Consider the following 21,635-nt stretch of genomic DNA (forward strand, 5'->3'; position numbering starts at 1 on the left):
CTCCGGGGTTTCGGGGCGCCGTCGTGCGTATCACTGCTGCTCATGGTTCGGTTCTCACCGGTGGGTCGCCGGCGGTGGCCAATCGCTCCAGCAGGCGGGCGGCGATGGTCAGCAGGTCGCGTTCCTCGGCGGTGAGCTCGTGCGCGATGAGTGCGGCGGCGAAGACGTCGCGTGGGTGCATCTCGTCGCGGAGCGTGGCGCGGCCGGTGTCGGTGATCGTGATCAGTGACTGGCGGCGGTCGTCCGGGTCCGGCGTGCGGGTGATCAGGGCACTTTCCTCGAGGGCGGCGAGCACCCGGGTCAGCGTCTGTGGCTTCGCGCGCAGCCGGTCGGCGATCTCGCCCGGGGTCAGCGCGCCGTGCCGGTAGACCTGGCCGAGCACCGCCGTCTGGGTGAGTGTCAGCAGGCCGGCGCGTTCGGCACGGATGCGTTCGCTGTAGGCGGCGACGCCCGTGCGGATCCGGCGGGCGATCGCGACATCCGTTTCCGTACGCATTCGCTGACGATATCTTCTTGGTTTTGCGCTCGCGACCCGGGGTTGGTCGTCAGCTCATGCGTATCAATTGAGTTATCCACAGGCAGAAACGCACCGGGCTTGCGGCCCCATAGAATCGCCGGGTGACGACGACAGCGGATCTGGCAGGTGCCGCGCCGGTCGAGGTGCTTCGGCGGCTCTTCGGTTACGAGACGTTTCGCAACCAGCAGGAAGAGATCATCGAGCAGCTGGTCGGCGGGGGTGACGCGCTGGTCCTGATGCCGACCGGCGGTGGCAAGTCGCTCTGCTACCAGATCCCGGCGATCGTCCGGCCCGGCGTCGGCGTGGTCATCTCGCCGCTGATCGCGCTCATGCAGGACCAGGTCGACGCCATGCGGACGCTCGGGGTGCGGGCGGGCTTCATCAACTCCACGCAGGAGTGGGGCGAGCGGCGCGACACCGAGGCCGCGTTCATCGGTGGCGAGCTCGACCTGCTCTATCTGGCACCCGAGGCGCTCGGCTCCGAGAAGACGATGCGCCTGCTCGAGCGCGGGCGGATCGCCCTGTTCGCGATCGACGAGGCGCACTGCGTCGCGCAGTGGGGCCACGACTTCCGGCCCGACTACCTCGGGCTGTCGGTGCTGCACGAGCGCTGGCCCGACGTGCCGCGCATCGCGTTGACGGCGACCGCGACCACCGCGACCCGCGACGAGATCGCCACCCGGCTCAACCTGACCGAGGCCAAGCGGTTCGTGGCGGGCTTCGACCGGCCCAACATCCAATACCGCATCGTGCCGAAGAAGAGCCCGGCCACGCAGCTCCTCGACTTCCTCCGCACCGAGCACAAGGACGACGCCGGCATCGTCTACTGCCTGTCCCGGGCGTCGGTCGAGCGCACCGCCGAGCTGCTGGTCGCCACCGGGGTGCCGGCGCTGCCCTACCACGCCGGGCTCGACGCCCGCACCCGCGCCGACAACCAGGCCCGCTTCCTGCGCGAAGACGGCCTGGTGATGGTGGCGACCATCGCGTTCGGCATGGGCATCGACAAGCCCGACGTGCGTTTCGTCGCCCACCTCGACCTGCCGAAGTCGGTCGAGGGCTACTACCAGGAGACGGGCCGGGCCGGCCGCGACGGGCTGCCGTCGACGGCGTGGCTGGCCTACGGCCTGCAAGACGTGGTCCAGCAACGCAAAATGATCGAGACTTCCGACGCCGACCGCACCCGGCGCCGCGCGCTGGCCCAACACCTCGACGCGATGCTGGCGCTGTGCGAGACGGTTTCGTGCCGCCGGGTCCAGTTGCTGGCCTATTTCGGCGAGCCCGACGGCCAGCCGTGCGGCAACTGCGACACCTGCCTGACGCCGCCGTCCTCGTTCGACGGCACGGTCGCGGCGCAGAAGCTGCTCTCCACGGTGCTGCGCCTCGACCGCGAGCGCAACCAGCGGTTCGGCGCCGGCCAGCTGATCGACATCCTGCTGGGCCGGCAGACCGACAAGGTCACCCGGTTCCGGCACGACCAGCTGTCCGTCTACGGCATCGGCACCGAGCTGTCCGAGGCCGAGTGGCGAGGCGCGGTGCGGCAACTGCTGGCGCAGGGGTTGCTGGCGGTCGAGGGCGACTACGGCACGCTGTCGCTCACGGATGCCAGCCGCGGTGTGCTGGCCAAGGAACGCCAGGTGATGCTGCGGCGCGAGCCGCCCAAGACCCCGCGGCAGTCCCGCGCGGCCGCCCCCAAGGCGGCGTCCGCGACGGCGGCGTTGTCCGGCGAGGCGGTCGGCACGTTCGAGCGGCTACGCGCCTGGCGCGCCGCCACCGCCAAGGAGCAGGGCGTCCCGGCCTACGTGATCTTCCACGACGCGACCCTGCGCCACATCGCCGCCGACGAGCCAGGCTCGCTGGCCGAGCTCGGCCGCATCAGCGGAATCGGCGAGAACAAGCTGGCCAAGTACGGCCAGCCGGTCCTGGACGTCCTGGCCGACTCGCTACCGGGCCCGTCGCCCGCGGCCGCGCGGACCGACTCTCCGCCAACCGCGGCCGCGCGGACCGACTCTCCGCCAGTCGCGGCCGTGGGAACCAGCTCCCCGCCGCCTCCGCCGGCCACGGGCGCGCGGGCCGCGACCTCCGCACCCCGACCAAAGCCCGCCGACGACGACCTGTGGGGTGATGAGGATCTGGTGGAGCCCGACTACTACGACGAATAGCCGGGCCCCGTTCCGGTTGGCGTTCTAGGTTCGCGCGGAGCGCATGCCCGGTCGACCGCGGCACAAGGACAGCTCTCCGCCGACGCCCGGCTCCGCCGCGTTCCCGGGGAGTCCGCCTAAACCGGCATGACCAGGCCACGTTTCTGGTCAACGCTTGAGTTCCGCGCGGAGCCCAAGCCCGGCGACCTCGGCACAAGCGCGGCCTCCGCCGAGGCCAAGCTCTGTCGCCTGCCCGGGGACCCGCGCCAGCCGGGATGGCGCGACCTGGATGCTGTCAGCGCTTGAGGTTTGCGCGGCGCTCGCGGAGCTCGTGTTCGTCGATCTCGCCGCGGGCGTAGCGCTCCGCCAGCGTCTGCTCCGCCGCGTGTCGGGCGCTCTGACCCGGGGAGCGGCGCCAGATGACGTAGCCGATCACCGACACCACCAGCACCCAGAACACGATCGGGAAGACGATCCACCAGCCGGGGCCGCCGTGGTTCCAGGGGCCGTTGTGCCACGCGGGGTCGGCGGCGTGGGTCGCAAGTTCGGTCACCATCGTGGGCTCCTTTCGTTTGTGCCTCGACGGTCCCGCAGGCGGCCGCGCGCGACGTCAGCCTGGGAGCGACATCCGGCGTACGCAGGCGGACGCAGCGCCTAGCGTGGGGTGATGGGTGACCTCATGCGGGCGGTCGGCTACCGGAAACGGCTTCCGATCACCGACTCCGAGAGCCTGGTCGACGCGGACGTGCCGATCCCCACGCCGGGACCGCACGACCTGCTCGTTCGGGTCGAGGCGGTCTCGGTCAACCCGGTCGACGTCAAGTCCCGCTCGGGAAGCGACCCGAAGGGCTTTCGCATCCTCGGGTACGACGCGGCGGGCGTGGTGACGGCGGTCGGCCCCGCCGTGACCCGGTTCGGGGTCGGCGACGAGGTCTACTACGCGGGCCAGATCGACCGGCCGGGCAGCAACGCGCAGTTCCAGGCGGTCAACGAGAACATCGTCGGGCACAAGCCGGCCAGCCTCGACTTCGCAGAGGCGGCCGCGCTGCCGCTGACCACGATCACCGCCTGGGAGATGCTCTTCGACCACTTCGGACTGTCGGCCGCGAGCACCGGCACGCTCCTGGTGATCGGCGGCGCGGGCGGCGTCGGGTCGATGGTCCTCCAACTGGCGCGGGCCCGCACCGGCCTGACCCTGGTCGCCACCGCCGGCCGCGGCGACTCGCAACGCTGGGCCACGCGGATGGGCGCGCACCAGGTCGTGGACCGGCACAACCTGGTCGAGTCGGTGCGCACGGCGGCGCCGGACGGAGTCGACTACCTGATCAGCCCGTTCTCGAAGGGCAACATCGACGCGTACGCCGAGCTCATCCGCCCCCTCGGACACATCGCGGCCACCGACGAGCCGGAAGGGCTCGACCTGCTGCCGCTCAAGGCGAAGAGCGTGGCCTGGCACTGGGAGCTGATGTTCACCCGGCCGATGCTGCTGCCTGAGGACAGCTACCAGCACGACCTGCTGGAGGAGACGGCCAAGCTGGTCGACGCGGGCAAGGTACGCAGCACCGCGACCACCCGACTAGGCCCGCTCGACGCGGCGACCATGCGGGACGCGCACGCCCGCGTCGAGAGCTCGGCCGCCATCGGCAAGGTGGTCGTCTCCGCGAGCTGACCAAGGCCGATCAGCGCGATCGTCGTACCCCAGATCATCGGCACGAACTCGACTTCCACCCGGAGGGCGGCCGGGTCGAAGGGGTATCGCCAGTGCAGTCGACGCCAAGGCCGCCTCCCGCATTAGCCAGCCGCCGCGGCAGCACCGCGGGTGGCCTCCGTCCTCGGCCGACGCCGTCGCCCGGCGGGGGCGGTCCAACCCGCGCAAGGCCGGCGACGCCCGACCGCCACTCCCGCATCAGCCAGCCGCCGCGGCCCGACCAGCGCCACCACCTATGCGGCGGGGCTGCCCGAAGGCAGCGCAAACGCTCGTCGACCGGCGTCCGCCACCCCGCGTTGATCACGGCCGAGCCAGCGGACGGAAGGATCGACGGCCCCGGGACCTACAACCGCCGCGCGTCCGACTGCGCCAGCAGATAGCAGCGGTGGCTCGGGTACTCGACATCCGGCAGAGGCGCGCGCATCGTGCTGGACGCGACCGTGAACCCGGCCGCGCCCAGGTCCGCGGTCACCTCGGCCGGGTCGAGGTAGAACGAGTCCAAGTCGACCGGCGAGCCGAACCACGAGGTCGTGTGCTGGGTGCTGCCCGGCGGTTGGTCGTCGGCCGACACGTGGAATGCCACCAGCGCCCACCCGCCCGGCTCGAGCACGCGAGCGAACTCCGCGAAAGCCCGGACCCGCTCCGCCGGCGTCAGGTGGATGATCGAGTAGAACGCCACGATGCCCGACCAGGCGCCGTCGGCGACCGGCAGGTCCAGCATCGAGCCGACCTCGAAGCTGAGCGACGGCGCGGCCGCGCGGGCGATCTCGACCATCGACGGCGAGAGGTCGACGCCGACCACCGCCCGGTGCCGCGCGGCCAGGTGCCGCGTCACGTGTCCCGGACCGCAGCCCACGTCGGCGACGATCCCGGGGCAGAGCGAGAGCAGCGCGTCGAGCAGGGCGCGGTCGACCGGCTTCGCCGCCAGCTCCGACCGCAGCGCCGCGTCGTAGGCGGCGGCCACGGTGTCGTACGTTTCGCGAATCCGGCTTTCCGACATTCCGGGAAGACTACTTGCTGACGAGCTCCGGGTTCGCGGCGACGAAAGAGTCAGCCGTGCCGGCCTGGATCGCCGCGAAGAACTGCTTCGCGACCGCCGGCAACCCCTCACCGGCGTACTTGCCGCTGGAGTTGAAAACGCTCCCGCCCTTGAACTTGACCATCGTGATGGAGTCCTGGCGCATGTGCCGCAGCGCGAAGCCGAAGTCGACCACGCTGTGCCCCCGCCCGTTGAACACCAGCGACTCCCCCGCCGCCCGCAGCACCCGGTCGAGCTTGGGCGGGTCCGTCAGCACCGACCTGCTCAACGCCTGCTGCGCCATCGCCTTGACGAACTGCTGCTGGTGCCGCTGCCGCCCGTAGTCGCCGTCCTTGACGCCATAACGCTGCCGCACGTAGTCGAGCGCCTGCCAGCCGTTGAACTTGTGCGTGCCACGCGTGTATTTGGCCTGCGGACCGTAGTAGGGATGCTCGCTCCCCGACCCGTCGTTGGGGCGATGGGTGCCGTCCGGCTTGAGGTGCTCCGACAGCACCACGTCCTGGTCGACCGTCATGGTGACGCCGCCCATCGCGTCGACGATCTTCTTGAAGCCGTTGAAGTTGACGATCGCGCCGGCGTCGAACCGCTTGATCCCGGTGTAACCGGTGATCGTCTTCGACAGCAGCTCGAAGCCCTTGGCCCGGTCCGGCCGCCCACCGCCCGAGACCCGGCTGCCGAACGCCATCGCCGAGTTGAGCTTCCCGTTGCCACCGCGATAGTTCGACTTCGGAAAAGAAGGGATGTCGACCAGCAGGTCGCGCGGCAACGAGAACAGGTAACCGCGGTCGAGCCCCGCCGGGATGTGCATGATCATGATGGAGTCGGCCAGCGGCAGCGCGGTCTCCTCGCGCGGGTCGATGCCGACCAGCAGGATGTTGATCGGGCCCTTGATTTCGCTCTCTTCCGGCTCGACGTCGCCGCCCTCGCCGAACAGGTCCTCGGTCTGCACCGCGCCCTCGTAGCGGGCCAGCAAGGCCTGCGAGGTGACGATCAACCCGCCGCTCGCGACCATCAACACCGCGCCGATGATCACGCAGACCCGGGCCCAGCGCGGGGTCATGCGCGCCCGAGCCGGCTTCTTCGTGGGCGTTTTCTCGACGGTGGCTTCGGGCTCGGCGGGTTCCTTCCGGGGCATCGGCGTCCTCCCGTGTCATTAGAGAGACGCATTCGGATACCCAATCCGTTGCGGTCTTTACCTTGCCCCTTGGGCAGGGTGAAGACTTGTCGCCATGGACGTGCGCGACCTGACCATCGGGGAGTTCGGTCGACGGACCGGTTTGTCACCAAAAGCCCTGCGGTTGTACGAGGTGTCCGGCCTGCTGCGACCGGCCAGTGTGGACCCGGCCACGGGCTACCGCCGCTACAACGTCGAGCAGGTCGAGCGGGCCAGAAGAATCAGCCTCCTGCGCCAACTCGACATGCCCCTCGCCGTCGTGGCGGAAGTGCTGCACGGCGACGACACCGAGGCGGCGATCCGGCTGGACCGCTGGTGGCAGGCGCAGGAGGCGCAGGTGCGGTCCCGCCGGGCCAGCGCCGACTACCTGCGCGCGCAGCTCACCCGAGGCGGCCCGGACCGCACTCCGTATCCGGTGCACCTGCTCGACCGGCCGCGGACCAAGGTCGCCAGCATCACCCGCGACTGCGACCAACAGAGCCTGGTGCCGACGATGGCGGCCTGCGTCGACAAACTCGGCACGCACGTGCGCGCCGCGGGTGCCGACTCCGCCGGCGAGCGATGGCTCCTCTTCTACGGCCACGTCACGCCCGACAGCGAGGCCACCGTCGAGATCTGCCTGCCGTTCACCGGAACCGTCGAGCCGACCGACGACATCGTCATCCGGATCGAGCCGGCACAGACCCTGGCGGCCGTCACGGTGCCCCGCAAAGACTGCTTCTACCCCAAGATCATGCTCGCGTACGACGACGTCCAGGACCACGTGCACGACAAGGGTCTGACCGCGGCCGGGGTGTCCCGCGAGATCTACTTCGCCGAATGGTGCGACATCGGCGACGACGACCCGTTCGTACACGTCGCCGTCCCAGTGCAGACCACAATGGAGGATGACCGCGCATGAACTACGCACGCCAGACCGCGTTCAGCGACCCCGGGGCGTACGCGCACCTGTTCGACAAGCTCCCCACCGACCCGCGCGAGCTGACCGCGGTGGTGCGCAACGTGCTCACGCACTACCGCGACCCCAACGTGACGCTGCCGAAAGATCGTGCGGACGACATCGACAACCGCTGGATCGAACGCGTGCTCGCCACCGACCAGGGCCGGCACGACTGCCCGTTGACCGAGCCGCGCGCACCCGAGGACCGCGTCGGCGGGTGCTGTCGCGACTTCTCCCTGCTGACCGTCTCGGCCCTGCGCCACCAAGGGATTCCGGCCCGGGTACGGATCGGCTTCGCCGACTACTTCTTCGTGCCCGGCTGGCACCACGACCACGTGGTCGCCGACTACTGGAACGGCAGCCGCTGGGTGCTCGCCGACCCGCAGATCGGCCCGGGCGACTGGCCGTTCGACCCCGACGACATGCCCCGGCCGGACGGTGCCGGCACCCCGTTCGCGACGGCGGCCGCGGTCTGGACCGCCTACCGCAAGGGCGAGGTCGACCCGGACACCTACGGTGTCGACCCGTCGATGCCGATCCGCGGTGACTGGTTCATCCGCGACGCGGTGATCGGCGAGCTCGCCGCCCGCCAGGGTGACGAGGTGCTGCTCTGGGACGTTTGGGGGGACATGTCCGACAAGGTCGACGAGGCCGGCGCGGCGCTCGCCGACGAGCTCGCCGCACTGCTGCTGGCCGCCGACGCCGGCGACGACGCCGCCGCCAAAGAGCTGGCCGACCGCTACGCGGAAGACGACCGGCTCAACCCGCGCGGCCACGTGCGCTGCCTGTCGCCGACCGGCGAGGAGACGCTGGTCGACCTGGCGACCCGGGTCAGCGCGCCTGCACCAGCCCGTGCCGGCCACTGACCCGCCATCGGGGCTCGGCGGCGTCCAGCCATGCGACGGTCGCGCCGTCGAGCCCGACCACCACCTCCGACTTGCAGGTGCGTAGCGCGACGACCGGGACACCGAGATCGACAGCCGCGGCGGCGAAGGGCGTCGTCGGGTCCCAGTCGCGGTCGCCGACCAGCCGGCGGTAGTTGAGGTCGCCCTTGACGAGGACCACGCGGTGCCCGCGCAGGTCGTCGGCGAGGTCCGCCGGCATGGCCCGGAAGTCCAGCGGCGCACACCAGAACCAGTGTGTACGCACGGCGATCCGCGGGTCCAGCGGCCGACCCAACCGCGCGCAGGCGTCGTCCACATCGGACGCCGTCGCGTCGGAGACGTAGTACGGCATCGGCTTGACGTGCAGCGTGACCCGGTCGGCCCGACCGGTGTCGAGCAGCCAGTTGGCCAGCACCAGGTCCGCCATGATCTCCCGGCCGCCGTTGTCCACGACGACGCAGACCGATCCCGGCAGAGCCAGCGCCAAGCGAGAGGTGTCGTCAAGAAGCAACTCGTCGGACCACGCCGCGTCCGGCTCCTGAAGGCGGAAGCTGATGTCGGCCCGGTTGCCGAACACCGAGGCTCGCACCACGGCGTCCAAGCCGTCGGCCGACGACGGCAGGCTCAAAACCCACGCGAAGTCGCGATCCAGCGCCGGGTCGGCGAGCTCGGCGGCCTTCATCGGCGCGAACGGGTCGACGCCCTGCCACGGGCCCGCCCGGAAGTAGTCGACGGCGTCCAGGATCCGCCGGTAGAAGTAGCTCTCCGCCCAGAGGAACGGCACCTCCGCCCAGGGCCGACCGAAGTACCCCCGGTCCCAGGCGTCCCAGTCGGCCCAGTCGGGCGCGTCGCCGGGGAGGCCGCGGACCTCGCCGGTCAGCGACTCGTCGAGCAGCGCGCGCAGGGCGGACCGCTGCGCCTCGCCGTAGGGGTGCGCGGCCGCGACCCGCTCGATCAGCGTCGGATGGCGGTCGTGGAAGACCTCCCGGGCGTACCTTCCCGGGGTCCCGACCAGCAGCTCTTCAGGTGTGTCGCGCACCGCACCATCATCCGGCGCAATCAGTGCCGCCGGGCGTCGACCTCGATCTCGATCCGCATCGCCGGGTCGGCCAGCCCGCAGACCATCATCGTGGCGGCCGGCGGCACCGGGCCGAACGCCGCCTTCAAGGTGGGCCAGCACGGCTCGAAGTCGGCCCGGTCCGGCAGCAGGTAGCGGACCCGGACCACGTCGGCCAGCGTGCAGCCGGCCTCGGCCAGGGCCGCCTCGACGTTGCGGATCACCTGTGCGCACTGGGCGACCACGTCGTCGGCGATGGTCATCGTGGCGTAGTCGTACCCGGTGGTCCCGGACACGTACACGTGGTCGCCGTCGACCACCGCGCGGGCGTACCCGATGCGCTCCTCGAAGGTCGAACCGCTGGTGATCGTCTGTCGGGTGGTCACGCCGGCTCCCATTCGTCGTTGATGCGCTGGAACAGCACGTGGTCGCGCCAGTCGCCGGCCACCCGCAGGTACGACCGGGCGACGCCGATCCGCTCGAAACCGTTGTTGGCGAGAACCTTCTGCGAGGCGACGTTGTCCAGCCGCGTGCCGGCCTGCACCCGGTGGAGGCCGAACTCGCCGAACGCCACCTCGATCATCAGCGCGGTCGCCTTGGACGCGATGCCCCGGCCGTTGACCGCCTGGGACACCCAGTACCCGAGATTGGCGGACTGGGCCGGTCCGTACTCGATGACGCTCAGCGAGATCATCCCGACCACCTCGCCGTCGGCCTCAATGGAGCACCGGTGCACGTGCGGGTCGGCCAGGGCGCTCTCGATCCGGGACAGCTGCCCCGCCGGCGTGTAGAAGGACTCGGCACGGTCCGGCTCGAAGGGTGCCATGAACTCGCGGTTCGCGATGGCGAGGGCGGTGAACGCGTCGACGTCGGTCGTCTCGACCGGGCGGATCTGAACCATGATCCGATTCAACCAGCCCCGAGCGACCGTACCCAAAGGGGTCGCTTTCCTTATGTGGGCCTTTTGTTCCGTTGACCACGATGCATGCATGGGCCTACCGTCTTGGCCGTGCAGCGTCGGTTGCTCGTCGGGCTGGTGGTTGTCGTCCTCGCGGTGACGGTGCCGGCCGGTGTCGGGCTGTTCAATCGCACCTCGGAGTCGAGCCCTGACGGCGACCAGGTCGGTGCTCCGCTGGCCACCTGTGACACGCAGGGCCTGATCGCCAAGCGCGAGCTTCGTGGCATGTGGCTCACCACGGTCAGCAACATCGACTTCCCGAGCAAGCCCGGCCTGTCCGAGGCCAAGGTGAAAGACGAATACCGGGGCTGGCTCGACCTGGCCGAGAAGATGAACCACAACGCGGTGTTCGTGCACGTCCGGCCCAGCGGCGACGCTTTCTGGCCCTCGGCGTACGCGCCGTGGTCGGAATGGCTGACCGGCGTGCGCGGCAAGGACCCCGGCTGGGATCCGCTGGCCTGGATGATCGAGGAGACGCACGCCCGCAACCTGGAGTTCCACGCCTGGTTCAACCCGTACCGGGGCAGCCAGCCGGCGACCTCCGGCGGTGCCGGCGCCGACTTCGACAAGCTCGCGCCCGACCACCCCCTGCGCAAGAACCCGGACTGGGCGGTGGCCTTCCCGGAGGGCACGGCCAACAGTCGTTTCTACTTCGACCCGGGCAACCCCGCGGCGCGTGCGCACGTCGAGGACGCGATCCTCGACGCGGTCAACCGCTACGCCATCGACGGCGTCCACTTCGACGACTTCTTCTACCCGTACCCGGAAGGGCACGAGTTCAACGACGACGCCAGCTACGCGCGCTACGGCAACGGCAGGTCCAGAGGAGACTGGCGTCGGGCCAATGTGGACACGTTCGTGGAGGAGATCAGCCAGAAGATCCACGACGCCAAGCCGTGGGTACGCTTCGGCCTGAGCCCGTTCGGCATCTGGCGCAACAAGAGCTCGGACCCGGCCGGCTCGCCGACGCACGGCCTGGAGAGCTACGAGGCCATCTACGCCGACACCCGCAAGTGGGTACGGAAGAAGTGGCTCGACTACATCGTGCCGCAGCTCTACTGGAACATCGGCTTCGACAAGGCCGACTACGCGAAGCTGTTGCCCTGGTGGGCCGACACGGTCAAGGGCACGGGCGTGCAGCTCTACGTCGGTCAGGCGGACTACCGCATCGGCGAGGCCGGCCCGTGGAGCAAGCCGGCCGAGCTCGACCAGCAGCTCACCCTCAACGAGCGCTACGGCGTCAGCGGCAGCATCCATTTCAGTGCCAAGCAGGTCAAGGCCGACCGGTTGGGTGCCGTGTCCCGCTACCGCGACAAGCACTACGCGACGCCCGCGCTCGTGCCGACGATCGACCGGCTGCGCGACGCGCGGCCGCCGGCGCCGACCCCGACCGGGGCCCGACGCGACGGCGACCGCACGGTGCTCACCTGGCGCCCGGTCGACGACGTGACCAGCTACGCGATCTACCGGGCGGATCCGGAGGCCAAGACCGCCACCTTGGTCGACACCATCCGGGCCAACGACCTGCCGAGCTGGATCGGCCCGGCGGCCAGCTACTGCGTCACGTCACTGGACCGCGCCAACAACGAGAGCGAGCCGGTGCTGGTGGGTTAGCCCCAGTTGCCGCGGAAGACCACGTCGTCGGTCGGGCGGCGGCGCTTTCGCAGATCCCGTGGCGGCTCGGTGCTGTAGCCCACGGAGATGGCGCCGCTGCGCGTAGCGGTCGAGGTCGGCGGCCGTGTCGAGGACCAGGAACCCCCAACCCTGTGACATGCCGGCGGACGGGGCGCGCAGGCCGTTGTGCAGGATCCGGTCGACGACCTCGGGCGGCACCGGACGGTCGAGCTCGTAGCTGCGCACCATCCGGCGTTTGCGGACAACATCCTGAAACTCCATCGCATCACCGTACCGGCGGGAGGTTCGCTGGTACGGTGCGGCGATGATCGATCGCGATCGACTCGACGCGCTTCTCGCCCGCGAGCGGGCCGCGTTCGTCGCCACGCATCCCCGGTCCGCCGACGCGTACGCGGCCGCCGGCAACCTGTTCGGCCGGGTGCCGATGACCTGGATGAACAAGGCCGCCACCGGACTTCCCGTGTACGCGGCCCGGGCGCGCGGCTCCCGGCTGACCGATGTGGACGGTCACGACTACGTCGACTTCTGCCTGGGCGACACCGCCGCCATGGCCGGCCATTCGCCGCCCGCCGTGGTCGCGGCGGTCACCGACCGGTTGGCGTCCGGCGGCGGACTGGCCACGATGCTGCCCACCGAGGACGCCGCCTGGGTCGGCGAAGAGCTGGCCCGGCGGTTCGGCGTGCCGAGGTGGAGCTTCGCGCTGACCGCGACCGACGCCAACCGGTGGGCGATCCGACTGTTGCGGGCGGTCACCGGGCGGCCCCGCATCCTGGTCAACTCCTACTGCTACCACGGCTCCGTCGACGAGTCGCTGATCGTGGTCGGGCCGGACGGTCGCGCGGCCAGCCGGCCCGGCAACGTCGGTGCGCCGAGCGACGTCACCACGACCAGCCGGGTCGCGGAATACAACGACCTGGCCGGGCTGGAGCGCGAGCTCGCGCACGGCGATGTCGCCGCGGTGCTGATGGAGCCGGCGCTGACCAACATCGGCATCGTGCTGCCGGCACCCGGTTATCTGGAAGGCGTCCGCGAGCTGACCCGGCGGCACGGCAGCTACCTCGTCAACGACGAGACGCACACGTTCTCCGCCGGGCCGGGCGGCGCGACCGCGGCCTGGGGCCTCGAACCCGACGTGGTCACCATCGGCAAGGCGATCGGCGGCGGCATTCCGATCGGCGCGTACGGCCTGTCCGAACCGCTCGCGGACCTGCTCGGCAACCGCGCCGACCTGGACCTGGTCGACATGGGCGGGGTCGGCGGCACGCTGGCCGGCAACCCGCTCTCGCTGACCGCCGCACGGGCCACCCTGCAGCACGTGCTGACGCCGACCGCGTTCGCCGGCATGATCGCGGTGGCGACCGCGTTCGCCGACGGGGTGCGCGACATCATCGACCGCGCGGGCCTGCCGTGGTCGGTCACCCAGCTCGGCGCGCGCGTGGAGTACCGCTTCCAGTCCCCCGCGCCGACCAGTGGCGGCGCCTCGGCCGCGGCTGCGGACCCCGCGTTGGAGGACTACCTGCACGCGTACCTGTTGAACCGGGGCGTGCTGTTGACCCCGTTCCACAACATGGCGCTGACGAGCCCGGACACGACGCTCGCCGACGTGGCCGCACACCACGAGGTGTTCGCGGCGGCGGTCGCCTCCCTCAAGGGCTAGGCGGCCAGCTCGGTGTCGTCGGCCGTCGCACTGTCGTCCGCGAACGAGTGGTGCTCGTGGGTGACCTGCCAGCGGCCGTCGCGCTTGACCAGGCCGACGGTCAGCCGCAGCCGCAGGTCGGGCTTGGCGGCGAGCTCGGCGGGCGTGCCACAGCGCAGCAGCCCGTGCGCGAACGCCACGTCGTCGCCGACCGTCAGGTCGAGTGACTCCAGCGCGAACTCCGCGCCCTGCGCCTGCCAGGTGAAGAAGTCCGGCCAGGTCGCGCGGTAGGCGGCCAGGCCACGAACGCCGGCGTACGGCGGCGGCACGTCGAACATCACGATGTCGTCGGCGTGGTCGGCCGACACTCCGTCGAGGTCGCCGGCGTGCACGGCCCTGACCCAGTCGCGGATGAGGCGGTCGATGGCGATGCGGTCGGCGTCGGTCGGCATGCGGTCAATTCTCCGCGCAGAGCTGGGCTCGCAGGGTCGAAACGGCCCATCCCTCGAAGCGCTCGGGAGACCAACCCCGATCGCGTACGAACAGCAGGTACAGCTCGGGCGAGAGGATCGAGTAGAGCACGTCGGCGGCGTCGGCAGCGGAGACGCCGGGCCGGGCGCCGGGCTTGGCCATCAACGACCGCGCGGCCGTCGACTGCACCGTGTAGCGCGGGTCGGCGTCGGGCCACAGCCCGGAGATCTCCGGGTCGGAGCCGGCGGCCTGCTCGACCGTCCGCACGATCGGCGCGACCCGTTCGAGCACGCGGGCGCTGCCGGCCACGTGGGCGAGCAGGTGCTCCGGCGCGGTCGGCGCGTCGATCCCGGCCCGGAACCAGTCACGGTCCATCGTGGCCACCGGCTCGTCGTCACCGGCGATGGTGACGTCGACCATCTCCTTGAACAACGACCGCTTGTTGCCGAACGTGAAGTAGATGGTCTGCACCGCGACCCCGGCCGCCTCGGCGACGTCGGCGAGCGTCGTGGCGCCGTAGCCCCGCTCGACGAACAACTGCCGCGCCGCGTCCAGCATGCGGGTGCGGGTCTCCCGCGCCTTCACCGTGCGCCGGTTCGGCGCCTTGCCCTTGACGCTCGTCACGGACCTAGTGTAACTCTAGAGTCAGTCACTAGTGAACGACTCTAGCGAGGAGATCAGAAAATGTCGATCGTGCGTGTCACCCGGTTCACCACCGACCACCCGGACACCGACGTGCTGGCGAAGCGGGCCGAGCTCATCGCCACCGTGCGCGCCCAGTTCGCCGGGCCCACCGCGACCCGCCTGACCCGCGACACCGAGAGCCAGACCTGGACCGACACCTGGACCTGGGAGTCGGCGGCACACGCCGACGCCGCGGCCGCGGCCCGCCTGCCGCTCGCCGCCGAGGCGTTCGCACTGGTCGAGCTGAAGGGTGTCGAAACGGCCGAGATCGTCGACGAGCGGTAGAGCGCGCTCAGCCGAGGAGGCGGTCGATGGTGGCGACCTTGCTGTCGAGGGCGCCGGTCACGCCCTCGCGCCAGTCCACCTTGATGACCGTCGAGGTGCGTGGGGCGCGGGCCTGGACGGCGGCGACGGCGGCCTTGACCACGGCCATCGCCTCGTCCCAGGTCTCGCCCTCGACCGTGGTGAACATGGCGTCGGTGCGGTGCGGCAGGCCCGACGCGCGGACCACCTTGACCGCCTCCGCGACCAGGTCGGCGACCCCCTCGCCGACGCCCAACGGGGTCACGCTGAACGCCACCAGGACCGACATCAGCGCGGCTGCCAAGCGTCGGGCAGGGCGGTCAGCTTGCGGATGTGCGCGGGCAGCTTGCCACTGAGCACGTCGGCCAGCGTCGTCTCGTCGACCACCTCGCGGACGGCGGCGCGGACCGCCACCCAGATCCGGGGCAGGTTCTGGGCGGAGCCTTCGTAAGCCGTCTCCTCGGGGCGCACGCCGCGCACCCCGGCCAGCGGACCATCCACCGCCCGCAGGATCGCGCCCACCGTCACCTCGCGCGGCGGCTGGGTCAGCGTGTAGCCGCCTTCGGCACCGCGTTGCGCCCGGACGATGCCCGCGCGGCGCAGGTCGGCCAGGACCGCCTCGAGGAACTTGCGTGGCATGTCCTGGTCGGCGGCCAAGGCCTGAGCCGACATCACCGACGGGTACGCCGCGGCGAGGCTCAGTGCCGCGCGTACCGCGTAGTCGCCCCGCGCCGAAATCTGCACGGGACCATCATGCCTCGCCCGCGACCCGGGGTGTCGGCCGCCCGTGAAGATCAGCGGCGGCCGGCCGCCGTTGGGCCGGGAACGTGTTGCGCGGCGGAGGCCGTTGGGCGGACCGGAACGCGCCCGGGCTGGTGCCCGCCTCGCGGTGGAAGAACCGCCCGAAGTTGGTCGGCTCCGGGAAGCCCAGCCGCCGGCCGATGTCGGCGATCGGGTCGTCGGTGACCGCGAGCAACCGCTTGGCCTCCAGCGTCACCCGATCGTCGATGACCTGCTTGGCGCTGCGACCGGTGGCCGCGAGACAGGCCCGGGTGACCGTGCGCACGGAGTAGCCCATCCGCTCCGCGTACTCCTCGACCCGCCTGGTCCGGGTGAAGTCCTCCTCGACCGCCAGGCGGAACCGGACGTACGCGTCGTTGCGCTCGGCCGGCCGGCGACCGGGCAGCAGCGCGATGCGCAGCAGCAGCACGGCGAGCTGGTGCCGGAGCAGGCCGGCGGCGAGCGTGCCGGAACGGTGGCGCTGGCAGTCGACGACGAGCTGGCTCACCTCGTTGATGACCGCGTCCTCGTCCTCACCCGCGAGCTGCCAGCAGGCCGGGCCGAGCCCGCTGTCGAGCAACGCCGGGTCGTCGGCGACCTCCGCGACCGCGGACGGCTCCCAACACACGACGACGGCGTCGAGCCCGGCGCCGCCGTTGTGGCGGATCACCTGGCCGGGCCGCACCCAGAGCAGCGTGCCGGGCCGGCACAGATAAGGCCGGAAGTCGATCTCGTGCTGACCGTGGCCGACCGTGACCAGCACGAGGACGTGTTGGTCGCACCGGCGCACGCCGGCCAGGTCGTAGTGTGCGGACAGCTCGCGCAGAGTAACGGTGCCGACACCAGCCCAGCCGGGCGCGGGCGCCAGCGCCGCACTGTCTCCGGCCGGCTGACCGATAAGGGCCATCGCCCGACGGTAGCCGGGGACGGGCCGGAGCGCATCCCACAAGCCGGTGACGATCCCCGTCCGTGGTAGCCGAACCCCGCCCCTAGTCCTCTTCGGACAGTGGCTTCCGCGGAGCCGGCCGGGTCATCGTGAGCGCCACCTCGCTCGGCTGCAACGGCGGTTGGCTCAACGGGTGGGCCCGTTCCGGGCGCATGCTGTCGAGGAACAGCTCCGCGTTGCGGCGCCAGGCGCCGGGCGCCACGTCGCGGGTGACCTCCGCGACCCGGGAGTTCGAGAGCGTGAGGAAGACCAGGTCCTCGGTCGTGAAGTCGGGGCGGATGACGCCTTCGGTGCGGGCGCGGCTGATCAGCTCCACGATCCGGCGCTGGATCTGCCGGCGGAGCTCCGACAGCCGGGGCGCGCCGTCGAACCGCGTGGTCATCAGGTTGAGGTAGCCGCCGCGCTCGGCCTCGTGCGCGCAGGTCTCCAGCAGGTAGCCGGCCAGCCCCGTCCACCGGTCGGGGTTGGCCAGCGCACGCTCGACCAGGTCGAGCTGGGCCCGCAGCGGCTCCTCGAGCACCGCCTCCCAGAGCGCCAGCCGGGTCGGGAAGTGCCGGTAGAGAGTGCCGGGGCCGACGCCGGCCGTGGTCGCGATCCGGTCGAGCGGCGCGTGCAGCCCGTCTGTCGCGAACAGCGCGCGAGCCGCCACCAGCAGGCGCTCCCTGTTGCGGACGCTGTCGCTGCGCTCGGCGCGGGTGCGCCGTGTCCCCCCACCAGCCTCGTTCGCCACGCGTCCAGCATAGCGGGAATACCGGAGAGCCGTATCCGTTACACCCTCTTAACGGAGGCATCACTCCGTTAAAGTATCGAGGGAGTTCAACACTGTGAGCAGCACCGACACCCGCCCGACCGTCACGGTCCTGGGCGGCGGATACAGCGGCATCAAGGTCGCCAAGGCGCTCGACGACGTCGCCGACGTGACGCTCGTCGCACCCGCCGACGCGTTCACCCACAACAGCGCCGCCTGGCGGGCCCTGGTCGAGCCGGAATGGCTGGACCGGATCTTCCTGCCGTACGACCGCCTGCTGACCCGCGGCCGGTTCGTGCACGACCGGGCGACCGCCGTCGACGGGCGCCGGGTCACCCTCGCCTCCGGGCAGGTGCTCGAACCCGACCACCTGGTCCTGGCGACCGGCTCGGGCTACCCGTTCCCGGCCAAGGTCGACGAGCGGAACGCCGACACCGCCCGAGCCAGGTTCCAGCAGGCCCACCAGGAGCTGCGGGACGCGAAGCGGGTCCTGGTGATCGGCGCCGGGCCGGCGGGCCTGGAGCTGGCCGGCGAGATCAGGGCCTTCTTCCCCGACAAGACGGTGACCATCGTCGGCGCGGACAGCGACGTCATGCCCGGCCCGTTCGACCAGGACCTGCGCGACGAGCTGCGCCGCCAGCTCGACGAGCTGGGTGTGGAGCTGCGGCTCGGCACCCCGATCCGCGACCTGCCGGCGGTGCCACCGACCACCGTCGGCGACGTCGTGGTGACGACGGCGGAGGGCGAGAAGCTGACGGCGGACGTCTGGTACCAGGCCTTCGGCGTGACACCGGCAACCGGCTACCTGCGCGGCGACCTCGCCGCGGCCCGCCACCCCAACGGCCTGGTGCGGGTCGACGACCAGCTCCGGGTCGCTGGTGCGGAGGGCGTCTACGCGGTCGGTGACATCACCGACGCCGACCGGGACGGCATCGGCACGGCCAGCGCGCAGGCGGACCTGGTCGCGGCGAACCTGCGGGCCAGGATCACGGGCGAGGGCGAGGTCCGGTCGTACGTGCCGGGGCCGATGGCCATCGCGGTGCCCCTGGGCCCGGACGGCGGAGCCGGCCAGCTACCTGGCCTGGACGGTGTCGCCGGTGCCGAGATGATCGCCGGCCTGAAGGGCAAGACCATGCTGGTCGAGCCCTGGGCGGCCCTCTTCGACGCGGCCTAGTCGAGGTCCGCGGCCGCGGTCAGCCGACCGGTGACCGCGGTCGCGGCCGCGACGAGGGGTGACACCAGGTGGGTCCGGGCTCCCGGGCCTTGCCTGCCCTCGAAGTTGCGGTTCGAGGTCGACGCGCTGCGGGTGCCCGGAGCCATCCGGTCCGGGTTCAAGCCCAGGCACATCGAGCAGCCGGCGGCCCGCCACTGGGCGCCGGCCGCGGTGAAGACCTCGGCCAGGCCCTCCTCCTCGGCCTGGGCGCGGACCTTCATCGAGCCCGGCACCACCAGCATGGTGACGCCGTCGGCGACCCGCCGGCCGCGCAGCACCGTCGCGGCGGCCCGCAGGTCCTCGATCCGGCCGTTCGTGCACGAGCCCAGGAACACGGTGTCGACGGCGATGTCGCGCACCGGGGTGCCGGGCGTCAGCTCCATGTAGCGCAGGGCCTGCTCGGCCGCGGAGCGCACCAGCGGGTCGTCGAACTCCTCCGGCGCCGGCACCACGCCCGACACCGGCACCGCCTGGGCCGGGTTGGTGCCCCAGGTGACGAACGGGCGCACGGCCGCGCCGTCCAGGACGACAGTCCGGTCGAAGACCGCGTCCTCGTCGGTACGCAGGCCCCGCCAGTGGTCGAGCGCGAGCGCGGCGTACGGACGACCAGCCAGATAGGCGTACGTGGTCTCGTCGGGCGCCACCATGCCCGCCCGGGCGCCGAACTCGATCGACATGTTGCACAACGTCATCCGCGCTTCCATCGACAGCGCCTCGATCGCGGTGCCCCGATATTCGACGATGTGCCCGGCCCCGCCGCCGACGCCCACCCGCGCGATGATCGCGAGAATGAGGTCCTTGGCGGTCACGTCCGGCGCCAAGCGGCCGTCGACCCGCACCTCCATCGTGCGCGGCATCCGCTGCGGCAAAGTCTGCGTGGCGAGTACGTGCTCGACCTCGCTCGTGCCGATGCCGAACGCCAGCGCGCCGAACGCGCCGTGGGTCGACGTGTGCGAGTCGCCGCAGACGATGGTCATGCCCGGCTGGGTGAGGCCTAGCTGCGGCGCCACCACGTGCACGATGCCCTGCTCGGCGTCACCCAGCGAGAACAGCCGGATGCCGAACTCGGCGCAGTTGCGGCGCAGCGCCTCGACCTGCGCCCGGGCCATCGGGTCGGCGATGGTCAGCCCGAGCGTCGGCACGGCGTGGTCCTCCATGGCGAGGGTGAGCTCCGGGCGGCGGACCCGCCGCCCGGCCGCCCGGAGCCCGTCGAACGCCTGCGGCGACGACACCTCGTGCACCAGGTGCAGGTCGACGTAGAGCAGGTCGGGCTCGCCCGCCGCCCGCCGCACCAGGTGCGCCTCCCAGATCTTGCGTGCCAGCACCTCGCCCATCAGCTCGCGTACACCGCCTCCGCCAATCGGGCCGGGGTGAGCTCGCCACCCTCGATGACCCGCACGCAGCGGCCGCCGCGCAGCACGTGCACCCGGCCGCACAGGTGCGCGAGGTCCTCGTGCTCCACGGTGGACAGCAGCACGACCGCGCCGGCGGCGGCCGCAGCCGACAGGTGGGCGAAGATCTCGCGCTTGGCGCCGACGTCGACGCCCTGGGTGGGCTCGTGCAACGCGAGCACCCGGGGCTCGCCGAGCATCCACTTGGCCAGCAGCACCTTCTGTTGGTTGCCGCCGGAGAGGAAGCGCAACGCCGACTCCGGGCGGCGCGGCGTCACCGCGTACCGCTCGGACTGCTCCATCGCCACCTTCCGCTCCCGGCCGCGGTTGACCACCGACCGGAACCGCGTGAACGCCGGCAGGCTGGGCAGGGTCATGTTCTCCCGCACGGTCAGCGCGGGCGCACCACCGGCCCGCGGGCGGTCGGCGGGCAGCAGCGCCATGCCGAGGTCGATCGCGGCCCGGGGCCGCAGCGTGGCCGCCGCCACCGACCGGTCGTCGAGCCGGACCGTGCCGCCGGTGGCCCGCCGGGCGCCGGTCAGCAGGTACGGCACCTCGTCGTAGCCGGACCCCGGCAGTCCCGCGAAACCGATGATCTCGCCGGGCCGCGCGGTGAACGACAGCTCGCGCAACGCACCACCGCCCAGGCCGTCGACGGTGAGCGAGGGCGACCCTTCCGGCGCGGCGGTGTCCGGATAGAGGTCCTCCACCGGCCGGCCGAGCATCAGCTCCAGGAGGTCCCGCTCCGTCTTGTCCGCCGCGTCCACGGTCGCCACCAGCTCGCCACCCCGCAGCACGGCCACCCGGTCGCACAGCTCGCGCACCTCGTCGAGCCGGTGCGAGACGAACACCGCCGACGCGCCCTGCCCGGTCAGGTCACGCAGCACACCGAAGAGCCGTTCGACACCATCCCTCGGCAGGTACGCCGTGGGCTCGTCGAGCACGAGGAGCCGCTGGCCGTTGCCCGTCTCCTCGATGTCGGCCAGCCCGCGCGCCACCGCGACCAGCGCCTGCTCGGTCACCGACAGGTCACCCACCCGGGTGTCCGGATGCACGTCCAGCCCGACCTGGTCGAGGAACCGCTTGACACCCGCGCGTTCTGCAGACCAGCGGATGCGCCAACCGAACCCCGTCGCGAACCGGGCGATCCGCAGGTTCTCCAGCACGGTCATCGACGGCACGAGAGCGAGATCCTGGTGTACGAAGGCCAGGCCGCCCGCCCGGACCTCGGCGCCCGGGTCGGCGGCGTGGTAGCCCGACAGGATCTTGATCAGCGTGGACTTCCCGCTCCCGTTCTCGCCGATGAGGCCGAGGATCTCCCCCGGCCCCACGGCGAGCGTGACGTCGTGCAGCACCCGGATGTCGTCGAACGTCTTCGACACCGAGGTGAGCTCGAGCACGTTCGTGGTCATG

22 protein-coding genes and 2 pseudogenes are annotated in these 21,635 nt (G+C 71.5%); 8 read left to right on the forward strand and 16 right to left on the reverse strand.

What is annotated here, in order from left to right:
* Positions 1-40: 40 nt before the first annotated feature.
* Positions 41-496, reverse strand: coding sequence for a MarR family transcriptional regulator (locus tag CHC05_RS11970; RefSeq protein ID WP_089247903.1), 456 nt, complete (start codon positions 494-496; stop codon positions 41-43).
* A 122-nt stretch (positions 497-618) separates the two neighbouring features.
* On the opposite strand from CHC05_RS11970, the gene recQ reads away from it, so the two are divergent.
* Positions 619-2,676 carry a DNA helicase RecQ gene (recQ, locus tag CHC05_RS11975; protein ID WP_245870788.1) on the forward strand — a complete coding sequence of 686 codons (2,058 nt, stop codon included), beginning with the start codon at positions 619-621 and terminating at the stop codon, positions 2,674-2,676.
* 274 nt (positions 2,677-2,950) lie between these two features.
* Here recQ and CHC05_RS11980 read toward each other — a convergent pair whose 3' ends face one another.
* Entirely contained in the window at positions 2,951-3,211 is a 261-nt protein-coding gene (locus tag CHC05_RS11980; protein ID WP_218824519.1) for an SHOCT domain-containing protein, read from the reverse strand.
* Positions 3,212-3,322: 111 nt separating this feature from the next.
* On the opposite strand from CHC05_RS11980, the gene CHC05_RS11985 reads away from it, so the two are divergent.
* Positions 3,323-4,324 carry a zinc-binding alcohol dehydrogenase family protein gene (locus CHC05_RS11985; RefSeq protein ID WP_245870789.1) on the forward strand — a complete coding sequence of 334 codons (1,002 nt, stop codon included), beginning with the start codon at positions 3,323-3,325 and terminating at the stop codon, positions 4,322-4,324.
* 382 nt (positions 4,325-4,706) lie between these two features.
* Here CHC05_RS11985 and CHC05_RS11990 read toward each other — a convergent pair whose 3' ends face one another.
* Both CHC05_RS11990 and CHC05_RS11995 read right to left on the reverse strand, forming a co-directional pair.
* Positions 4,707-5,363 carry a class I SAM-dependent methyltransferase gene (locus CHC05_RS11990; protein ID WP_089247905.1) on the reverse strand — a complete coding sequence of 219 codons (657 nt, stop codon included), beginning with the start codon at positions 5,361-5,363 and terminating at the stop codon, positions 4,707-4,709.
* A gap of 10 nt (positions 5,364-5,373) precedes the next feature.
* Positions 5,374-6,537, reverse strand: coding sequence for an LCP family protein (locus CHC05_RS11995; RefSeq protein WP_425426734.1), 1,164 nt, complete (start codon positions 6,535-6,537; stop codon positions 5,374-5,376).
* A gap of 94 nt (positions 6,538-6,631) precedes the next feature.
* Between CHC05_RS11995 and CHC05_RS12000 the strand changes: the two genes are divergently transcribed.
* Together CHC05_RS12000 and CHC05_RS12005 are read left to right on the forward strand one after the other, a co-directional pair.
* The gene (locus CHC05_RS12000; protein ID WP_089247907.1) at positions 6,632-7,477 is read left to right on the forward strand and encodes a MerR family transcriptional regulator; all 846 of its coding nucleotides are present in this window, start codon (positions 6,632-6,634) and stop codon (positions 7,475-7,477) included.
* On the forward strand, positions 7,474-8,382 hold the full coding sequence (locus tag CHC05_RS12005) for a transglutaminase-like domain-containing protein (RefSeq protein WP_089247909.1): 909 nt from the start codon (positions 7,474-7,476) through the stop codon (positions 8,380-8,382). Before CHC05_RS12000 ends, CHC05_RS12005 begins: the two co-directional genes overlap by 4 nt.
* Here the strand turns inward: CHC05_RS12005 and CHC05_RS12010 are convergent.
* The 3 genes from CHC05_RS12010 to CHC05_RS12020 are packed head-to-tail and all read right to left on the reverse strand — an operon-like array spanning position 8,348 to position 10,358.
* Entirely contained in the window at positions 8,348-9,439 is a 1,092-nt protein-coding gene (locus tag CHC05_RS12010) for a damage-control phosphatase ARMT1 family protein (protein ID WP_089247911.1), read from the reverse strand. The genes CHC05_RS12005 and CHC05_RS12010 overlap by 35 nt on opposite strands.
* A 20-nt stretch (positions 9,440-9,459) precedes the next feature.
* On the reverse strand, positions 9,460-9,843 hold the full coding sequence (locus CHC05_RS12015) for a RidA family protein (protein ID WP_089248608.1): 384 nt from the start codon (positions 9,841-9,843) through the stop codon (positions 9,460-9,462).
* A complete protein-coding gene (locus CHC05_RS12020) occupies positions 9,840-10,358 on the reverse strand; it encodes a GNAT family N-acetyltransferase (RefSeq protein WP_089247913.1) in 519 nt (172 codons plus the stop codon). Before CHC05_RS12020 ends, CHC05_RS12015 begins: the two co-directional genes overlap by 4 nt.
* A 108-nt stretch (positions 10,359-10,466) precedes the next feature.
* On the opposite strand from CHC05_RS12020, the gene CHC05_RS12025 reads away from it, so the two are divergent.
* Positions 10,467-12,029, forward strand: a complete 1,563-nt coding sequence (locus CHC05_RS12025; protein WP_245870790.1) for a glycoside hydrolase family 10-like protein — start codon at positions 10,467-10,469, stop codon at positions 12,027-12,029.
* Positions 12,030-12,131: 102 nt separating this feature from the next.
* On the opposite strand, the pseudogene CHC05_RS42420 reads toward CHC05_RS12025, so the two are convergent.
* Positions 12,132-12,311 (reverse strand): annotated as a pseudogene (locus CHC05_RS42420) (nitroreductase family protein); the annotation flags it as partial.
* A 43-nt stretch (positions 12,312-12,354) separates the two neighbouring features.
* Here CHC05_RS42420 and CHC05_RS12035 point away from each other — a divergent pair.
* The gene (locus CHC05_RS12035) at positions 12,355-13,707 is read left to right on the forward strand and encodes a transaminase (RefSeq protein ID WP_089247919.1); all 1,353 of its coding nucleotides are present in this window, start codon (positions 12,355-12,357) and stop codon (positions 13,705-13,707) included.
* 17 nt (positions 13,708-13,724) lie between these two features.
* On the opposite strand, the pseudogene CHC05_RS12040 reads toward CHC05_RS12035, so the two are convergent.
* Positions 13,725-14,138: pseudogene (locus CHC05_RS12040) on the reverse strand (YybH family protein); the annotation flags it as partial.
* A 4-nt stretch (positions 14,139-14,142) separates the two neighbouring features.
* Entirely contained in the window at positions 14,143-14,781 is a 639-nt protein-coding gene (locus tag CHC05_RS12045) for a TetR/AcrR family transcriptional regulator (protein WP_245870791.1), read from the reverse strand.
* Between the two features lie 60 nt (positions 14,782-14,841).
* On the opposite strand from CHC05_RS12045, the gene CHC05_RS12050 reads away from it, so the two are divergent.
* A complete protein-coding gene (locus CHC05_RS12050; protein ID WP_089247923.1) occupies positions 14,842-15,126 on the forward strand; it encodes a hypothetical protein in 285 nt (94 codons plus the stop codon).
* A 7-nt stretch (positions 15,127-15,133) separates the two neighbouring features.
* On the opposite strand, the gene CHC05_RS12055 is transcribed toward CHC05_RS12050, so the two are convergent.
* The 4 genes from CHC05_RS12055 to CHC05_RS12070 all read right to left on the reverse strand — a co-directional run bounded on the left by CHC05_RS12055 (position 15,134) and on the right by CHC05_RS12070 (position 17,600).
* A complete protein-coding gene (locus CHC05_RS12055) occupies positions 15,134-15,433 on the reverse strand; it encodes an MTH1187 family thiamine-binding protein (RefSeq protein ID WP_089247925.1) in 300 nt (99 codons plus the stop codon).
* Positions 15,433-15,888: an RrF2 family transcriptional regulator gene (locus CHC05_RS12060; RefSeq protein ID WP_089247927.1), complete on the reverse strand. Its 456-nt coding sequence runs from the start codon at positions 15,886-15,888 to the stop codon at positions 15,433-15,435. Before CHC05_RS12060 ends, CHC05_RS12055 begins: the two co-directional genes overlap by 1 nt.
* A 7-nt stretch (positions 15,889-15,895) precedes the next feature.
* Positions 15,896-16,831: a helix-turn-helix domain-containing protein gene (locus CHC05_RS12065; RefSeq protein ID WP_089247929.1), complete on the reverse strand. Its 936-nt coding sequence runs from the start codon at positions 16,829-16,831 to the stop codon at positions 15,896-15,898.
* Positions 16,832-16,913: 82 nt separating this feature from the next.
* Positions 16,914-17,600, reverse strand: coding sequence for a TetR/AcrR family transcriptional regulator (locus tag CHC05_RS12070; RefSeq protein WP_089247931.1), 687 nt, complete (start codon positions 17,598-17,600; stop codon positions 16,914-16,916).
* A 94-nt stretch (positions 17,601-17,694) separates the two neighbouring features.
* On the opposite strand from CHC05_RS12070, the gene CHC05_RS12075 reads away from it, so the two are divergent.
* Entirely contained in the window at positions 17,695-18,792 is a 1,098-nt protein-coding gene (locus tag CHC05_RS12075; protein ID WP_089247933.1) for an NAD(P)/FAD-dependent oxidoreductase, read from the forward strand.
* Here CHC05_RS12075 and leuC read toward each other — a convergent pair.
* Both leuC and CHC05_RS12085 read right to left on the reverse strand, forming a co-directional pair.
* Positions 18,789-20,165 (reverse strand): 3-isopropylmalate dehydratase large subunit, encoded by a 1,377-nt coding sequence (gene leuC / locus CHC05_RS12080; protein WP_089247935.1) that lies wholly within the window; start codon positions 20,163-20,165, stop codon positions 18,789-18,791. The two genes, CHC05_RS12075 and leuC, sit on opposite strands and share 4 nt — an antisense overlap.
* Complete coding sequence (locus CHC05_RS12085) at positions 20,165-21,634, reverse strand: sugar ABC transporter ATP-binding protein (RefSeq protein ID WP_089247937.1); 1,470 nt, start codon at positions 21,632-21,634, stop codon at positions 20,165-20,167. The genes leuC and CHC05_RS12085 overlap by 1 nt, the downstream gene beginning before the upstream one ends.
* Between the last annotated feature and the right edge of the window lies 1 nt (position 21,635).

This window comes from Asanoa hainanensis, assembly GCF_900188485.1.
Classification (GTDB): domain Bacteria; phylum Actinomycetota; class Actinomycetes; order Mycobacteriales; family Micromonosporaceae; genus Asanoa; species Asanoa hainanensis.

What these genes read in the sequence shown, in the direction of transcription:
- CHC05_RS11980 (WP_218824519.1), bottom strand. Translation starts at nt 3,211, where the DNA reads ATGGTGACCGAACTTGCGACCCACGCCGCCGACCCCGCGTGGCACAAC.
- CHC05_RS12055 (WP_089247925.1), bottom strand. Translation starts at nt 15,433, where the DNA reads ATGTCGGTCCTGGTGGCGTTCAGCGTGACCCCGTTGGGCGTCGGCGAG.
- CHC05_RS11990 (WP_089247905.1), bottom strand. Translation starts at nt 5,363, where the DNA reads ATGTCGGAAAGCCGGATTCGCGAAACGTACGACACCGTGGCCGCCGCC.
- CHC05_RS12050 (WP_089247923.1), top strand. Translation starts at nt 14,842, where the DNA reads ATGTCGATCGTGCGTGTCACCCGGTTCACCACCGACCACCCGGACACC.
- CHC05_RS11995 (WP_425426734.1), bottom strand. Translation starts at nt 6,537, where the DNA reads ATGCCCCGGAAGGAACCCGCCGAGCCCGAAGCCACCGTCGAGAAAACG.
- CHC05_RS11970 (WP_089247903.1), bottom strand. Translation starts at nt 496, where the DNA reads ATGCGTACGGAAACGGATGTCGCGATCGCCCGCCGGATCCGCACGGGC.
- CHC05_RS11985 (WP_245870789.1), top strand. Translation starts at nt 3,323, where the DNA reads ATGGGTGACCTCATGCGGGCGGTCGGCTACCGGAAACGGCTTCCGATC.
- CHC05_RS12035 (WP_089247919.1), top strand. Translation starts at nt 12,355, where the DNA reads ATGATCGATCGCGATCGACTCGACGCGCTTCTCGCCCGCGAGCGGGCC.
- CHC05_RS12020 (WP_089247913.1), bottom strand. Translation starts at nt 10,358, where the DNA reads ATGGTTCAGATCCGCCCGGTCGAGACGACCGACGTCGACGCGTTCACC.
- CHC05_RS12085 (WP_089247937.1), bottom strand. Translation starts at nt 21,634, where the DNA reads ATGACCACGAACGTGCTCGAGCTCACCTCGGTGTCGAAGACGTTCGAC.
- leuC (WP_089247935.1), bottom strand. Translation starts at nt 20,165, where the DNA reads ATGGGCGAGGTGCTGGCACGCAAGATCTGGGAGGCGCACCTGGTGCGG.
- CHC05_RS12000 (WP_089247907.1), top strand. Translation starts at nt 6,632, where the DNA reads ATGGACGTGCGCGACCTGACCATCGGGGAGTTCGGTCGACGGACCGGT.
- CHC05_RS12065 (WP_089247929.1), bottom strand. Translation starts at nt 16,831, where the DNA reads ATGGCCCTTATCGGTCAGCCGGCCGGAGACAGTGCGGCGCTGGCGCCC.
- CHC05_RS12005 (WP_089247909.1), top strand. Translation starts at nt 7,474, where the DNA reads ATGAACTACGCACGCCAGACCGCGTTCAGCGACCCCGGGGCGTACGCG.